14 protein-coding genes are annotated in these 16,036 nt (G+C 65.3%); 11 read left to right on the forward strand and 3 right to left on the reverse strand.

Annotated elements, in window-relative coordinates; all coding sequences use genetic code 11:
• Nucleotides 1–11: 11 nt before the first annotated feature.
• A complete protein-coding gene (gene mtgA, locus AB3X99_RS00345; protein WP_368615878.1) occupies nucleotides 12–785 on the forward strand; it encodes a monofunctional biosynthetic peptidoglycan transglycosylase in 774 nt (257 codons plus the stop codon).
• 81 nt (nucleotides 786–866) lie between these two features.
• Here the strand turns inward: mtgA and queF are convergent, their stop codons facing one another.
• The 3 genes from queF to ilvA are packed head-to-tail and all read right to left on the reverse strand — an operon-like array spanning nucleotide 867 to nucleotide 4,147.
• The gene (gene queF, locus AB3X99_RS00350) at nucleotides 867–1,691 is read right to left on the reverse strand and encodes an NADPH-dependent 7-cyano-7-deazaguanine reductase QueF (protein WP_069268529.1); all 825 of its coding nucleotides are present in this window, start codon (nucleotides 1,689–1,691) and stop codon (nucleotides 867–869) included.
• A complete protein-coding gene (locus AB3X99_RS00355) occupies nucleotides 1,688–2,608 on the reverse strand; it encodes a 5'-nucleotidase (protein WP_368615879.1) in 921 nt (306 codons plus the stop codon). The genes queF and AB3X99_RS00355 overlap by 4 nt, the downstream gene beginning before the upstream one ends.
• Before the next feature lie 12 nt (nucleotides 2,609–2,620).
• Nucleotides 2,621–4,147, reverse strand: a complete 1,527-nt coding sequence (ilvA, locus tag AB3X99_RS00360; RefSeq protein WP_368615880.1) for a threonine ammonia-lyase, biosynthetic — start codon at nucleotides 4,145–4,147, stop codon at nucleotides 2,621–2,623.
• Between the two features lie 549 nt (nucleotides 4,148–4,696).
• Between ilvA and AB3X99_RS00365 the strand changes: the two genes are divergently transcribed.
• From AB3X99_RS00365 to AB3X99_RS00410, 10 genes are all read left to right on the forward strand, one after another.
• A complete protein-coding gene (locus tag AB3X99_RS00365) occupies nucleotides 4,697–8,743 on the forward strand; it encodes an FAD/FMN-binding oxidoreductase (protein ID WP_342948404.1) in 4,047 nt (1,348 codons plus the stop codon).
• Between the two features lie 41 nt (nucleotides 8,744–8,784).
• Nucleotides 8,785–9,210 carry an HIT family protein gene (locus tag AB3X99_RS00370; RefSeq protein ID WP_069262913.1) on the forward strand — a complete coding sequence of 142 codons (426 nt, stop codon included), beginning with the start codon at nucleotides 8,785–8,787 and terminating at the stop codon, nucleotides 9,208–9,210.
• A gap of 78 nt (nucleotides 9,211–9,288) precedes the next feature.
• Nucleotides 9,289–9,702, forward strand: a complete 414-nt coding sequence (locus AB3X99_RS00375) for a gamma-butyrobetaine hydroxylase-like domain-containing protein (protein WP_069262912.1) — start codon at nucleotides 9,289–9,291, stop codon at nucleotides 9,700–9,702.
• A gap of 90 nt (nucleotides 9,703–9,792) precedes the next feature.
• Nucleotides 9,793–10,524, forward strand: a complete 732-nt coding sequence (gene ubiE / locus AB3X99_RS00380) for a bifunctional demethylmenaquinone methyltransferase/2-methoxy-6-polyprenyl-1,4-benzoquinol methylase UbiE (RefSeq protein WP_069262911.1) — start codon at nucleotides 9,793–9,795, stop codon at nucleotides 10,522–10,524.
• A 36-nt stretch (nucleotides 10,525–10,560) separates the two neighbouring features.
• Nucleotides 10,561–11,577 carry a Tim44 domain-containing protein gene (locus tag AB3X99_RS00385; RefSeq protein ID WP_069262910.1) on the forward strand — a complete coding sequence of 339 codons (1,017 nt, stop codon included), beginning with the start codon at nucleotides 10,561–10,563 and terminating at the stop codon, nucleotides 11,575–11,577.
• Between the two features lie 171 nt (nucleotides 11,578–11,748).
• Nucleotides 11,749–12,384, forward strand: coding sequence for an SCP2 domain-containing protein (locus AB3X99_RS00390; RefSeq protein ID WP_069262909.1), 636 nt, complete (start codon nucleotides 11,749–11,751; stop codon nucleotides 12,382–12,384).
• Nucleotides 12,385–12,402: 18 nt separating this feature from the next.
• Nucleotides 12,403–13,980, forward strand: coding sequence for a ubiquinone biosynthesis regulatory protein kinase UbiB (gene ubiB / locus AB3X99_RS00395; RefSeq protein WP_069262908.1), 1,578 nt, complete (start codon nucleotides 12,403–12,405; stop codon nucleotides 13,978–13,980).
• 27 nt (nucleotides 13,981–14,007) lie between these two features.
• The gene (locus AB3X99_RS00400; RefSeq protein WP_368605547.1) at nucleotides 14,008–14,658 is read left to right on the forward strand and encodes a methyltransferase domain-containing protein; all 651 of its coding nucleotides are present in this window, start codon (nucleotides 14,008–14,010) and stop codon (nucleotides 14,656–14,658) included.
• A 229-nt stretch (nucleotides 14,659–14,887) separates the two neighbouring features.
• On the forward strand, nucleotides 14,888–15,247 hold the full coding sequence (locus AB3X99_RS00405) for an FmdB family zinc ribbon protein (protein ID WP_368615881.1): 360 nt from the start codon (nucleotides 14,888–14,890) through the stop codon (nucleotides 15,245–15,247).
• A 96-nt stretch (nucleotides 15,248–15,343) separates the two neighbouring features.
• Entirely contained in the window at nucleotides 15,344–15,985 is a 642-nt protein-coding gene (locus AB3X99_RS00410; RefSeq protein ID WP_042266455.1) for a DUF502 domain-containing protein, read from the forward strand.
• Nucleotides 15,986–16,036 lie beyond the last annotated feature (51 nt).

The raw sequence follows: 16,036 nt of genomic DNA on the forward strand, positions 1-16,036 counted from the left end.
GAGACGACGCCATGCGCAGGCAAGCCATCGGTGCGCAGGCCGCGGCGGTCGCGAGCGGCAGCGGGCGGCGCGCGCAGTCGCGCAAACGTCCTGGCGCGCTGCGCTGGCTGACCTGGGTCGTCTCGGTGTGCGCGATTGCGTGGATCGCCACGCAACTCTTCTACTTCGCGCAAATCGCGCTCTGGAACTTCGTCGATCCGCAAACCACGGCGTTCATGCGCACCGACGCCGCGCGTCTTTCCACCGACCGCCCCGGTCTCTCGATCCAGCACGAATGGGTCCCGTACGACCAGATCTCGCGCAACCTCAAGCGCGCGATCATCGCTTCCGAGGACGCGAACTTCGTCAACAACAACGGCTACGAAACCGACGCCATCCTCCAGGCTTGGGAAAGGAACAAGCAGCGCGGCCATATCGTGCGCGGCGGCTCGACCATCACGCAGCAGCTCGCGCGCAACCTGTTCCTCTCGCGCGAGCAGAGCTACATCCGCAAGGGCCAGGAGTTCATCATCACGTGGATGCTGCAGACGCTGCTCGACAAGGAACGCATCTTCGAGATCTATCTGAATTCGGTGGAGTGGGGCAATGGCGTGTACGGTGCGCAAGCCGCCGCGCGCTACTACTACCGCACGAGCGCCGCGAAGCTCACGCCGTGGCAGTCGGCGCGGCTCGCGGTGATGCTGCCGCGTCCCAGGTACTTCGACGAGCATCGCAACTCGGCCTATCTCGCGCAGCGCACCGCCGTGATTGCGCGGCGCATGGGGGCGGCCGAGTTGCCGCATTGAAGCGCCGTCGCATCGCCACGCCAATGAAAAACGCGCCGTCTTTGCGGCGCGTTTTCCTTTGATTGTCTGCGTTTCTTCGGCTTACTGGCGAGCGAGCCGCGCGTTATCCGGCATCGGCATGTTGAAGTTGGTGCGAAACGGATTGATGTCGAGGCCGCCGCGCCGCGTGTAGCGCGCGTAGACAGCGAGCCGGTCCGGTTTGCACTCGCGCAGGATGTCCATGAAGATGCGCTCGGCGCACTGCTCGTGAAAGCCCGTGTGATTGCGGTACGAGATGATGTAGCGCAACAGGCCCGCCTGATCGATCTGCGGCCCGACGTAGTGGATCTGCACGCTGCCCCAGTCGGGCTGGCCCGTCACCGGGCAGTTCGACTTGAGCAGGTTCGAGATCAGCGTTTCTTCTACCGGGGCTTCGTCGAAGGCCGCCTTGAGCAGCGTCGGCTCCGGGTGATAGATTTCCGTGTCGAGATCGAGGCGATCGAGCGAGAGCCCTTCGAATTCCTCGAACGGGATCTTGCCGAACGCGCCCGGCTGCTCGAGCCGCACCGATACCGACGCGCCGCAGGCCGCCGTCACATCGCGCTTGATCGTCTCGCGCACCACCTCGGCGGATTCGAACGGCGTTTGCGCGAACGAGCCCAGATAGAGCTTGAACGACTTCGATTCGATGATGTTCGGCGAGTCGGCGGGAATGAAGAACGTGGCGATCGCGATCTGCGGCTTGCCGCGCGCGTTGAGCCACGAAAGCTCGTAGGCGTTCCAGATATCGCTGCCGAAGAAGGGCAGTTGCGCGCCAATGCCGATCTGCTCGCGCGCGCCCGCGCGCGGGATCGGGAAGAGGAGCGAAGCGTCGTATTGCTCGGTGTAGGTGGAGGCCTTGCCGAGCGGAGATTGATCGGGAGTCATGATGCGTTGGCTTCGGTTGCGAGATTGGTCACGCCGCTCGCCACGTGCCCGGTGGCCGTGACCGAGCGCGCGGATTCGCAATGGCGGATCTGGTCGTCGAAGAAAAAATCGGGTTCGAACTCGCGCAGGAACGGGCCTTTGTCGAGTCCGCCAAGGAACATCGCTTCGTCGATCTCGATGTTCCAGGCCATCAGCGTACGGATTGCGCGCTCGTGCGCGGGCGCCGAACGTGCGGTGACGAGGGCGGTGCGGATGCGCATTTGCGCGTTCGCGTCGGCGAGCTTCTGCAGACGGTTCAGCGCTGCGAGCAGCGGCTGCAACGGGCCTTGCGCGAGCGGCAGTTCGCGGTTGTCGCGCTCGTGGCTCACGAAGGCGGAAAGCCCCTTGCTCTGGAAAATCTGCTCGGCTTCGTCGGAAAACAGCACCGCATCGCCATCGAAGGCAATGCGAATCTCGTGCGCGTTGCGTTCCGACATTGTCGCCGATTCTGGAAAGACGCGTGCAGCGGGGAATCCAGCGTCGAGCGCGCTCTTCACATCGGCCGGATTCGCGGAGAGAAACAGCGACGCGTTGAGCGGCTTGAGGTAATGCCAAGGCTCGCGCCCGCGCGTGAACACGCCGCGCTGAATGTCGAGCCCGTGCTCGCGGCACGAACTGAACGCGCGCAGACCGCTGATGGGATCGCTGCGCGAGAGGATCACCACTTCCACGTGATGCGCGCCGTTATTGAGCGCGAGCAGCTTGCGGATCAGCGCGAACGCCACGCCTGGCCGCGCGGGCACGTTCAGGCGCTCGCGCTGGAGCGCCTCGTAGGCTCGCAGGTCGCCCGCCTCGAACACGTGGTTTTCCTCCTCGAAATCGAAGAGCGCACGCGACGAAATGGCGACGACGAGCTTGTCGGAAAGCGATACGGACACGATGGCCGCTCGTTACGCGAGGAACAATCGATACGCCGGGTTTTGCGTCTCTTCCCAGTGCGGATAACCGAGCGTGGCGAGGAAACGGCGGAACTCGGCGTCTTCGGCGGCAGGCACCTGGATGCCCACCAGAATCGAGCTGTAATCGGCGCCCTGGTTGCGGTAGTGGAACAGGCTGATGTTCCAGTTCGGCGCCATCGACGAAAGGAAACGCATGAGCGCACCCGGGCGCTCCGGAAACTCGAAGCGGAACAGGCGTTCGTCGTGCGCGAGCGGCGAGCGTCCGCCCACCATGTAGCGGATGTGCTGCTTCGACAGTTCGTCGCCCGTGAGATCGACGCTCGGAAAGCCGTGATCGACGAAGGTCCTCGCGATCTGCTGCGACTCGCCGCGGTTGCGGATCTGCACGCCCACGAAGATGTGCGCGCGCTCGGCGTCGTCGATGCGGTAGTTGAACTCGGTCACGCTGCGCGTACCGACCAGCTCGCAGAAGCGCTTGAAGCTGCCGCGCTCCTCGGGGATCGTCACCGCGAACACCGCTTCGCGCGCCTCGCCCACCTCGGCACGCTCGGCCACGAAGCGCATGCGGTCGAAGTTCATGTTCGCGCCCGAGGTGATCGCCACCAGCGTCTGCCCCTCGATGCCCTCGCGCTCCGCGTACTGCTTCGCGCCCGCCACGGCCAGTGCGCCTGCGGGTTCGAGCACGCTGCGCGTGTCCTGGAAGACGTCCTTGATCGCGGCGCAAAGGGCATCCGTATCGACCGTGAGCACTTCGTCGAGATAATGGTGGCACAGGCGGAAGGTTTCCTCGCCCACGAGCTTGACGGCCGTGCCGTCGGAGAACAGCCCGACTTCGGTGAGTTCCACGCGCTTGCCCGCCTTGATCGACTGCGCCATCGCGCAGGAATCGTCGGTCTGCACGCCGATCACCCTGATCTCGGGGCGCACGGCTTTTACGTACGCCGCCACGCCCGCAGCCAGCCCGCCGCCGCCGATCGGCACGAAGATCGCGTGAATCGGGGCCTGATGCTGGCTCAGCACCTCCATGGCCACGGTGCCCTGGCCGGCGATCACGTGGGGATCGTCGAACGGATGCACGAAGGTCAGGCCGCGTTCTTCCTGCAGGCGCACGGCGTGGGCGTAGGCGTCGCTGTACGACTCGCCGGCCTGCACGACCTCGACGGTGGCGCCGCCGTGGGCGCGCACGGCATCGACCTTCACCTGCGGCGTGGTCACCGGCACGCAGATCACGGCCTTCACGCCGAGCTTCGCCGCCGAAAGCGCGACGCCCTGCGCGTGGTTGCCCGCCGAGGCGGTGATCACGCCGCGCTCGAGCTGCGCGGGCGAGAGATGCGCCATCTTGTTGTAGGCGCCGCGCAGCTTGAAGGAGAACACCGGCTGGTTGTCCTCGCGCTTGAGGAACACGGCGTTGCGCAGACGCGCCGAGAGGTTCGGAGCGCGCTCGAGTTCGGTTTCGCGGGCGACATCGTACACGCGGGCGGTGAGGATCTTCTTCAGGTAATCGTCGTGGGAGGCCATGCGAGGGCGCGCCGGGCGCGGGTTTAGGGCGGGAAAGCGTAAATGATAGCGCCAACCGCTCCAGCACTGGCGGCGCGGCCTGGCGGCTGGCGCCGGATGCGGCGGCGCGATTCGCCGACCGGCCGGAAGGCAAATCATCGTCAAAGCGCGCGCAATCGGGCGCGAATCGCCCGTCAACGCAAGTGAATCTTGCGTGTTCACCAGGTTCCCACGCAGCGTCAGCGCGGGTGCGGATCATGCGGTAAAATCCTTTTTCGAAACAAGGATCGGATGATGCACTGGCAACCTCGGACAGCCCATTTGATGCCCGCACGGCGCGTAACCCGCCCGGCGGCGCAGCGGCACGCCCGCCACGCACGATCGTGTCGCTAAATCCGAGCGCCGGGGAACCATCGGCGTGAGCGTTGCCGCCATGTGCCTCCCCACCCTTTTCGTCCGCAGCCTGCCACAGGCGGACACGATTTCAGAATAGCGCCCCACGCGCCCCGTCAGTATCCGTCGCAGCGGCCGCGAGCCGTGCACGGGACTGGCCCAAAGAGTCGTCCAACCATGAACGCACCTCAAGTTTTCGATCCTCACGGCGCCGCCGCCGCCGTGGCCGCCGACATCGAACCGCGCCTGCGCGAGATTCCCTATAACTACACGTCGTTTTCGGACCGCGAAATCGTCATCCGCCTGCTCGGCGAAGACGCATGGAACGCGCTCGCCGAGCTGCGCGCGGAGCGCCGCACCGGCCGCTCGGCGCGCATGCTCTACGAGGTGCTGGGCGACATCTGGGTCGTGCGCCGCAACCCGTATCTGCAGGATGATCTGCTCGACAATCCGAAGCGCCGCGCGCTCCTGATCGAGGCGTTGAACCACCGCCTCGCCGAAATCGAGAAGCGCCGCCGCGCCGATCTGCAGGAGCACACGGACAAAGAAGGCGTGGATCGTGCCGCGCGCGTCGAAAAACTGGTCGGCGCCACGCGCCGCGCCATCGACGCCTTCGCGGGCGAGTTCGAGAAGATGGCCGACCTGCGCCGCCGCGCGACGAAGGTGCTCGGCAAGCGCACGGCCAAGGACAACATCCGTTTCGACGGCCTCTCGCGCGTCTCGCACGTGACCGACGCGACCGACTGGCGCGTGGAATATCCGTTCGTCGTCCTCACGCCCGATACCGAAGCCGAAATCGCGGGCCTCATCAAGGCCTGTTTCGAACTCGGCCTCACCGTGATTCCGCGCGGAGGCGGCACGGGCTACACGGGCGGCGCGGTGCCGCTCACGCCGTTCTCGGCCGTCATCAATACCGAAAAGCTCGAGCAGCTCGGCCCCGTCGAGATGACCGACCTGCCGGGCGTGAACCGCAAGGTCGCGACGATTTTCTCGGGCGCGGGCGTGGTCACGCGCCGCGTAACCGAGGCCGCCGACGCCGCGGGCTTCGTCTTCGCCGTCGATCCGACTTCGCTCGATGCGTCCTGCATCGGCGGCAACGTCGCGATGAACGCCGGCGGCAAGAAGGCGGTGCTGTGGGGCACGGCGCTCGACAATCTCGCCTGGTGGCGCATGGTCGACCCGCAGGGCAACTGGCTCGAGGTCACGCGTCTTGACCACAACATGGGCAAGATCCACGACATTCCCGTGGCGCGCTTCGAGCTGAAGTGGTTCGACGGCGAATACGCGCCGGGCGAAAAGCTGCTGCGCGCTGAATCGCTCGATATCGAAGGCAAGCGCTTCCGCAAGGAAGGCCTCGGCAAGGACGTCACCGACAAGTTCCTCGCCGGCCTGCCGGGCGTGCAGAAGGAAGGCTGCGACGGGCTCATCACGTCCGCGCGCTGGGTGCTGCACAAGATGCCCGCGCATACGCGCACGGTGTGCCTCGAATTCTTCGGCCAGGCGCGCGAGGCGATTCCGAGCATCGTCGAGATCAAGGACTACCTGTTCGAAACGTCGAAGCAGGGCGGCGCGATTCTCGCGGGTCTCGAGCACCTCGACGAGCGCTATCTGCGCGCCGTGGGCTACGCGACCAAGAGCAAGCGCAACGCGTTTCCGAAGATGGTGCTGATCGGCGACATCGTCGGCGACGACGCCGATGCCGTGGCCGCCGCGACCTCGGAAGTCATTCGCATGGCCAACGGCAAGAGCGGCGAAGGCTTCGTCGCGGTGTCCGCCGAGGCGCGCAAGCGCTTCTGGCTCGACCGCAGCCGCACGGCCGCGATTGCCAAGCACACCAACGCGTTCAAGATCAACGAAGACGTCGTGATCCCGCTCAACCGCATGGGCGAGTACACGGACGGCATCGAGCGCATCAACATCGAGCTGTCGATCAAGAACAAGCTGCAACTGGTCGACGCGCTCGAAGCGTTCTTCAAGGCGGGCAAGCTGCCGCTCGGCAAGACCGACGACGCGAACGAGATTCCCTCCGCGGAACTGCTCGAAGACCGCGTGCAGCAGGCGCTCGACCTGCTCAAGCGCGTGCGCGAACGCTGGACCTTCGTGGGCGAGAAGCTCGATCTGTCGCTGCGCGAGGCGCAGCACTATCTCGTGCAGCTGGGCTACGAGGCGCTGGCGGAGAAGTTCGCCGACCGCGTGGACGTGCAGCCCGACGCCAACGTCTTCCACGTGACTCAGGACCGCACGGTGCGGATTTCGTGGAAGCAGGAGATCCGCGCGGAACTGCGCAAGATCTTCAACGGCGGCGAATTCAAGCCGATCCTCGACGAGACGCAGGCGATCCACAAGAAGGTGCTGCGCGGGCGCGTATTCGTGGCGCTGCACATGCACGCCGGCGACGGCAACGTGCACACGAACCTGCCGGTCAACTCCGACAACTACGAGATGCTGCAGGACGCGCACCATGCGGTCGCGCGCATCATGAAGCTCGCGCGTTCGCTCGACGGCGTGATCTCGGGCGAGCACGGCATCGGCATCACGAAGCTCGAATTCCTCACGGACGAAGAGATCGCCGAGTTCCGCGCTTACAAGCAACGCGTCGATCCGCAAGGCCGCTTCAACGCGGGCAAGCTGCTCGAAGGCGCCGACCTGCGCAACGCCTACACGCCGTCGTTCGGCCTGATGGGCTACGAGTCGCTCATCATGCAGCAGTCCGACATTGGCGCGATTGCCGATTCGGTGAAGGACTGCCTGCGCTGCGGCAAGTGCAAGCCCGTGTGCGCGACGCACGTGCCGCGCGCGAACCTGCTCTACAGCCCGCGCAACAAGATTCTCGCGACTTCCTTGCTGGTCGAGGCGTTCCTGTACGAAGAGCAGACGCGCCGCGGCGTGTCGATCAAGCACTGGGACGAGTTCAACGACGTGGCCGACCACTGCACGGTCTGCCACAAATGCGTGACGCCGTGCCCGGTCAAGATCGACTTCGGCGATGTGACCATGAACATGCGCAATCTGCTGCGCAAGATGGGCAAGAAGAAGTTCAACGCGGGCAACGCGGCGGGCATGTTCTTCCTGAACGCCACGAACCCGCAGACCATCAACCTCGCGCGCACCGCGATGATGGGCGTGGGCTACAAGGCGCAGCGCCTTGGCAACGACGTGCTGAAGAAGTTCGTCAAGAAGCAGACGGCGCTGCCGCCCGCCACCACGGGCAAGCCGCCCGTGGTCGAGCAGGTGATCCACTTCGTCAACAAGAAGATGCCGGGCAACCTGCCGAAGAAGACGGCGCGCGCGTTGCTCGACATCGAAGACAACAAGATCGTGCCGATCATCCGCAACCCGAAGACGACGAACGTCGATTCGGAAGCGGTGTTCTACTTCCCCGGCTGCGGCTCGGAGCGTCTGTTCTCGCAAGTGGGCCTCGCCACCCAGGCGATGCTCTGGGAAGCGGGCGTGCAGACGGTGCTGCCGCCGGGCTACCTGTGCTGCGGCTATCCGCAGCGCGGCTCGGGCCAGTACGACAAGGCCGAGAAGATCGTCACCGACAACCGCGTGCTGTTCCATCGCGTCGCGAACACGCTGAACTACCTCGACATCAAGACCGTCGTGGTGTCGTGCGGTACGTGCTACGACCAGCTCGCGGGTTATGAATTCGACAAGATCTTCCCGGGATGCCGCATCATCGACATCCACGAGTTCCTGCTCGAGAAGGACATCAAGCTCGACGGCGTGACGGGCACGCGCTACATGTATCACGACCCGTGCCACACGCCGATCAAGACGATGGATCCGGTCAAGCTCGTCAATGAGCTGATGGGTGCTGAACACGACGGCTACAAGATCGAGAAGAACGATCGCTGCTGCGGCGAATCGGGCACGCTGGCCGTGACGCGCCCGGACGTTTCGACGCAGGTGCGTTTCCGCAAGGAAGAGGAAATCCGCAAGGGCGCGGCGAAGCTGCGCGGCATTCCGATCGTCGGCAACGGCGCGAACGGGGTGCAGCCGGCGACGCAGCAGGAAGCGGGCGGGCAGGGTACGACGCAGGACGTCAAGATTCTCACCTCTTGCCCGTCGTGCCTCCAGGGTCTGTCGCGGTACAACGAGGACGCCAACATCGAAGCCGATTACATCGTGGTGGAAATCGCCCGCCACATACTTGGCGAAAACTGGATGGCGGACTACGTTCAGAACGCGAACAATGGCGGAATCGAGCGCGTGCTGGTCTAATGGCTGCGCTCAATTTTCCGTGAACGGGTTCGAGGACGACGATGACATGCGTATTCTGCAGTGAGGAAGGCGGCGACGTGCTGTGGCAGGACGAGCGCATGCGCGTCGTGCTCGCGACTGCCGAGGCCGACTATCCCGGCTTCTGCCGGGTCATCTGGAATGCGCACGTCGCCGAATTCTCGGACCTGGGCGCGGCCGACCGGGAACATCTGATGCGCGCGGTGTACGCCGTCGAGCGTGCGCTGCGCCGCGTCATGCAGCCTTCGAAAGTGAATCTGGCGAGCCTCGGCAACCAGGTGCCGCACGTGCACTGGCACGTCATTCCGCGCTTCACGAACGATGCCCATTTCCCGCTGCCCGTCTGGGCACCGCGCCAGCGCACAGTGTCCGAGGCAATGCTGGGCCAGCGCCGCGCGCAGGCCACGCTGCTGCGCGACGCGGTGCGCCACGAAATGGAGCAGGCTTAAGGCCTGAGCGGGCGGGGGCGGTGAGCGTCCAATTGCGTCCAATACGCGTCCAACACGCATCCAACAGCGGGAACGATCATGAGTGGACTGAAATCCGATACGCCGGTGCCAAGCGGCGTCGTGGTGCACGCCGTCTCGCGCGTGCTGGAACTCCAGTATGCGAACGGGGAGAGCTACCGCGTGCCCTTCGAGCTGATGCGCGTGTATTCGCCCTCGGCGGAGGTGCGCGGGCACGGCGCCGGCCAGGAAACGCTGCAGACGGGCAAGCGCGAGGTGACGATTACGGCGCTGGAAGGTGTCGGCAACTACGCGCTGCAGCCCACGTTCTCCGACGGTCACAACACCGGCATCTACTCGTGGGACCAGCTCTATGAGCTCGCCACACGCCAGGACGAGCTCTGGGCGGAATATTTCGCCAGACTGAAGGCAGCGGGCGTCGAGCGCGACGCTCCGATGGCGGCGCCTCCTGCCGCGCATGGCCACTGCCACTGACGCTTCCTGTTACGATCCAGCCCCGCCGCATCTCTGACAGACGCGGCGCAGCACACCAATAGAACACCCTTCCGCGAAAGGACGAGCGCGATGAGCAAAACCCACTTCGGCTATCAGACAGTCGACGAACAGGACAAGGCGAAGAAGGTGGCCGGCGTGTTTCACTCGGTCGCCTCGAACTACGACCTGATGAACGATCTGATGTCGGGCGGGCTGCACCGCGCGTGGAAGGCGTTCACGATCGCGCAGGCGAACATCCGGCCCGGTGCGAAGGTGCTCGACATCGCGGGCGGCACCGGCGACCTTTCCATGGCGTTCGCGAAGAAAGCGGGCCCGACGGGCGAGGTCTGGCACACCGACATCAACGAGTCGATGCTGCGCGTGGGCCGCGACCGCCTCATCGACAATGGTGTGATCACGCCGGCGCTCCTTTGCGACGCCGAGAAAATTCCCTTTCCGGACAACTATTTCGATGTGGTGACCGTGGCTTTCGGGCTGCGCAACATGACGCACAAGGACGCTGCGCTCGCCGAGATGCGCCGTGTGCTCAAGCCGGGCGGCCGCGTGCTCGTGCTCGAATTCTCGAAGGTCTGGGAGCCGCTCAAGAAGGCGTACGACGTCTATTCGTTCAAGGTGCTGCCGTGGCTTGGCCGGCGCTTCGCCCAGGACGCGGACAGCTACCAGTACCTCGCGGAATCGATCCGCATGCATCCGGACCAGGAAACACTCAAGACGATGATGGAACAAGTCGGCCTCGAAGCCGTCAAATATTACAATTTGTCAGCTGGCGTGGTAGCCTTACACGTCGGCACAAAGTATTAGTGTTCCCAACTCACTGTCTTTAAAGGAATTTTCGCCATGTCTGAGCCCTGCAACGTTGCTTCCAAAAAGCTTTCATCGTCATGGGCCAGACGAATCGGCGTCCTGGCCCTTGCCGGCGTGATGGTTGCCGGCAGCCTCGCATCGTTCGACGCAGAGGCTCGCCGCATGGGTGGCGGCCGCAGTTTCGGCAAGCAGTCGTCCACGGCTACGCAGCGCAGCACCACGCCGCCGCCGGCCCAGCCCACCCCCGCGAATCCCGCGCAGCAGGCCGGCGCCCAGCGCGCTCCCGGCACGCCGGCTCCCACGCCCGCGCCCGCACCGGCGCGCAATCGCTGGCTTGGGCCGATCGCGGGCCTCGCAGCGGGTCTCGGCATCGCCGCGCTGCTTTCTCACTTCGGTCTTGGCGAGGCGTTTGCCGGCATGATGGCCAACATGATCGTCATTGCGATCATCGCCTTTATCGCCGTCTGGCTGATCCGCAAGTTCATGAGCCGCCGCCGTGCCGCGGAACCCGCGTACCAGGGCGGGTATGCGTCGAACAGCATGAACCCGTCGTCGGGCGGGTATCAGCCGCAGGAGCCGCGCTACACCGCGCCGCCCACGGGGCAGTACCTCGCGCCTGAAGCCAATCCGCTGAGCACGCCGCAAATCGATACGCCGGCGGCGGCGTCGATCCCGGCCGGCTTCGACACGGAAGCCTTCGTACGCAATGCCAAGGTTTACTTCGTGCGCCTGCAGGCCGCATGGGACGCGGGCAACATGGACGACATCCGCGAATTCACGACGCCCGAGATGTTCGCCGAAATCCGCGTCGATCTCGCGGGCCGCGGCGCGCAGCCCAACCAGACCGACGTCGTGCAGCTCAACGCGGACCTGCTCGGCGTGGAAGACCGCGGCAGCGAATACCTTGCGAGCGTGCGCTTCTCCGGCCTGATTCGCGAAGCCATGGGTGAGCCGGCCGCGCCGTTCGTCGAGGTATGGAATCTCTCGAAGTCGCGCACGTCGGGCGAAGGCTGGCTGCTCGCGGGCATCCAGCAGGTCGAATCTCACTGAGCCGGTAGCCGGGCCGAGCGTCTCGTGACTTGATCCAGATCGCAGTGCGGTGCCTTCCAGGCGCCCCGCCGCATTCGACAGGGCAGGGCGGCGGCGCGATCCTGTGGCTCGAACGTTACAATAGGAACCCGCCCGGGCTTGTGCCCGTGCGGGTTTTCTTATTCCAAGCCGATGACTCTTGCCGCCAAGCCCTTCGCTGCCGCCGTCAATCACCTGCTCGCCCGCGAAACGTGGGCACGCGAGCGTCTCGCCCCCTATGCCGGCAAGACGGCCCGTCTCACCTGTGCGCCCATCGTGCTCACGCTGCTCGTGCAGCCGGACGGCTATCTGGGCGCGGTCGAGGACCACGATGCGGGCGACGTCGATGTGACGCTCTCGCTGCCCGCAGGCGCGCTCTCGTCGTTCATGCAGGGCGGCCAGGCGGCCGTGATGAAGCACGTGAAGATCGAGGGCGATGCCGAGTTTGCGCAGGTCATCGGCAAGCTCGCCGAGCATCTGCGCTGGGAGCCCGAAGAGGACCTCGCGAAGCTGATCGGCGACGCGCCGGCTTCACGCATCGCCACGCTCGCGCGCGCCGCGAGCGAGCAGGCCCTGCGCACCGGGCGCAACGTGCTCGGCTCGGTCACGGAATATCTGCTCGATGAAAATCCGCAGCTCGTGCGGCGCGCCGAGCTCGACGGCTTCAATGAAGAGCTGTCGCGCGCACGCGACGCGCTGGCGCGCGTGGAAAAGCGCATCGAGCGGCTCGAACAAAAATCACAGGCCGGCGGCGGGAGCCAAAGCGCTGCGCCGCGCGGCTCGCGCTAGTCAACAGGCCCCCCAGACATGCGTTTTCTGCGTTTCCTCAAGATTTTCTTCACCGTCATCCGCTTCGGCCTGGACGAGATGATGTTGAGCCGGATCAACGACCGGCGTGTCGCGCTGCTTCTGCGCATCACCACGATCGGCCGTCGCTTCGACGATCCGCCCGGTTTGCGTCTGCGTCTCGCGCTGGAAAGCCTCGGCCCGATCTTCGTGAAATTCGGCCAGGTGCTGTCCACGCGCCGCGATCTGCTGCCGCCCGATATCGCCAACGAACTGGCGAAGCTGCAGGACCAGGTGCCGCCGTTCGATTCGAACGTGGCGATCGGCCTGATCGAGAAGTCGCTAGGCGCACCGGTCGACACGATCTTCGACGAGTTCGAGCGTGTGCCGGTGGCGAGCGCATCGATTGCCCAGGTGCACTTCGCCAAGGTGAAGTCGGGCCAGCACGCGGGCAAGCCGGTGGCGGTGAAGGTGCTGCGCCCGAACATGCGTCCGGTGATCGACTCCGACCTCGCGCTGCTGCGCGACATCGCCGTGTGGGCCGAGCGCCTGTGGGCCGACGGCAAGCGTCTGAAGCCGCGCGAAGTGGTGGCCGAATTCGACAAGTACCTGCACGACGAGCTCGACCTCATGCGCGAGGCCGCGAACGGCAGCCAGTTGCGCCGCAATTTCGCGGGCCTCGACCTGCTGCTCGTGCCGGAAATGTACTGGGAATTCAGCACGGCCAACGTGCTGGTGATGGAGCGCATGGTCGGCGTGCCGATCAGCCAGGTGGACAAGCTGCGGGCGGCAGGCGTGGACATTCCGAAGCTCGCGCGCGAGGGTGTCGAGATCTTCTTCACGCAGGTGTTCCGCGACGGCTTCTTTCACGCCGACATGCACCCCGGCAACATTCAGGTGAGTCTCGATCCCGTGCATTTCGGCCGCTATATTGCGCTCGATTTCGGCATCGTCGGCGCGTTGTCCGACTTCGACAAGAATTATCTCGCGCAGAACTTTCTCGCGTTCTTCAAGCGCGACTATCACCGCGTGGCGACGCTGCATATCGAATCGGGGTGGGTACCGCCCAACACGCGCGTGGAGGAGCTGGAAAGCGCGATTCGCGCCGTGTGCGAACCGTATTTCGACCGGGCGTTGAAGGACATCTCGCTCGGCCAGGTGCTGCTGCGCCTCTTCCAGACCTCGCGGCGCTTCAACGTGGAAATCCAGCCGCAGCTCGTGCTGCTGCAAAAGACCATGCTCAACGTCGAAGGTCTCGGGCGCTCGCTCGATCCGGAGCTCGATCTCTGGAAAACGGCGAAGCCGTATCTCGAGCGCTGGATGACCGAGCAGATCGGCCTGCGCGGCTGGTACGAGCGCTTCAAGATCGAAGCGCCGCAATGGAGCAAGACGCTGCCGCAATTGCCGCGCCTCGTGCACCAGGCGCTCCTGCATCGCCAGGAACCGGGCGGTTTCGCGAACGACGAGACGATCCGCGCGATGCTCGCCGAGCAACGCCGCACGAACCGCCTGCTGCAGGGCCTGCTCCTGTTCGGCGTTGCCGTGGGCGTGGGCATGGTGGCCGCGCGCGTGTGGCTCGCGTTTGCCTACGGCGGCTGACGGACCACGTGAACAAGGAGTGAGACGATGAGCGACCCGACCCTGCCGCCGCAACCGGGCGAAGTGCCCGAGTTCGAAACCCGCGACCCGGCGTCGCCCTCGTTCTGGAATGAGCGCTTTGCGCGCGGCTTCACGCCGTGGGATCAGGCGGGCGTGCAGCGCCAGTTCGAAGCCTTCGCCACGGCGCACCCTGGCGCCGCGGTGCTGATTCCGGGCTGTGGTAATGCCTGGGAAGCACGTTGGCTCGCCGAGCGCGGCCGTACGGTGCGCGCCATCGACTTCGCGCCGGCCGCGGTCGCGAGCGCGCGCACGGCGCTGGGGCAGTACGCCGGTGTCGTCGAAGAGGCGGACTTCTACGCCTACACGCCGCCGTTCATGCCGGCCTGGGTGTTCGAGCGCGCGTTCCTGTGCGCGCTGCCCAAAACGCAGCGCGCGAGCTACGCCACCCGCATGGCCCAGCTGTTGCAGCCCGGCGCATTGCTCGCGGGCTATTTCTTCATCGGCGAGACGCCCAAGGGCCCGCCGTTCGCGATCGCGCGCGACGAACTCGACGCCTTGCTCACGCCGTACTTCACGTTGGCCGACGATCAGCCCGTGGCCGACTCGCTGCCCGTGTTCGTCGGGCGCGAGCGATGGCTCGTGTGGCGCCGCAACGACGTCGCGCCGTCGCCCGTTTGAGCGGGGTTGGAGCTGTCTCGGGCCGGCACGCCGTGCGCTTGCCGCCTTGCATGACCGCGCGCGCTCTTGATGTGCGCGCAACCTGCGCTCATGTAAGCCGAGGCGGCCGCAACCCTCCGACCTTCCCCGCTGGACACCCAACCCCGGTAAATGCCAGGGGCGATCCTGGTTTGCGGCTATAATTCAAGGCTTTGCAAGCAATTATCAGATTTTCATCAGGATAGAGATCATGCCGATCTACGCTTATCGCTGCGAGTCGTGCGGCTTCGACAAGGACGTGCTCCAAAAGATGAGCGATGCGCCCCTGACGCAGTGCCCGAGCTGCGGTGCGGACACGTTTCGCAAGCAGGTGACCGCAGCGGGCTTTCAGCTGAAAGGTTCGGGCTGGTACGTCACCGATTTCCGCGGCGGCAACGGCAGCAAGAGCGGCGCGGCGGCCGGCGCGAAGGAGGCTGGCGAAAACGCGCCGTCGTCGGAAGCCGGCAAGCCGGCCGGCGAGGGCGCCGCGAGTGCTTCCAGCGATTCGGGCGCAGCCGCGCCCGCCGCGAGCACCCCAGCGAGTACGCCCAGCCCGGCAGCCTCGACCTGACAACCTGCGGCGCGATTCCTCTATTTCCGGGACACGCGCCGCGCCGTAGCCGCGCCGGCAGCCCGTTTGCCGCGCACGGCCCGCATGGCGGTGTACATGACGATCAAGAAAGCGACGTTCAAATCGGTATTCCTGACCGGCCTGCTGGTGCTGGTGCCGTTGGCCATCACGCTGTGGGTGCTGAACCTCGTCATCGGTACGATGGATCAGACGCTGCTGCTGCTGCCCGAATCGTGGCGGCCGGAGCGCATGTTCGGCGTGCGCCTGCCGGGACTCGGCGCGGTGCTCACGCTCGCGTTCATCTTCGGGGTCGGTTTGCTCACCCACAACTTCATCGGGCAGAAGCTGGTGGAGTGGTGGAACGCGCTGGTGCGCCGCATTCCGATCATCGGACCGCTGTACGGCAGCATCCAGCAGGTTTCCGATACACTGCTTTCGAGCAACGGCAATGCATTTCGCAAAGCGCTCCTGATCGAATACCCGCGCAAGGGTTCGTGGACGATCGCGTTTCTCACCGGCATTCCCGGCGGCGACGTAGTCAACCACCTGCAGGAAGATCACGTGAGCGTCTATGTCCCGACTACGCCGAATCCGACGTCGGGCTTTTTCCTGATGGTGCCAAAGAGCGAGGTGGTCGAGCTGGACATGACCGTCGACGCCGCGCTCAAGTATATTGTTTCGATGGGCGTGGTCGCGCCGGCAACCTCACCACGCCGCCCCATCGATCCTCCGCTTTAATACCGGACGACGCGCTGCTGCGCGCCGCTCCCGTTCATTCATGCATAACGA

Origin of the sequence: Paraburkholderia sp. BR10882, from assembly GCF_040948855.1 — a bacterium.
In the GTDB taxonomy this organism is placed as follows: domain Bacteria; phylum Pseudomonadota; class Gammaproteobacteria; order Burkholderiales; family Burkholderiaceae; genus Paraburkholderia; species Paraburkholderia nodosa_A.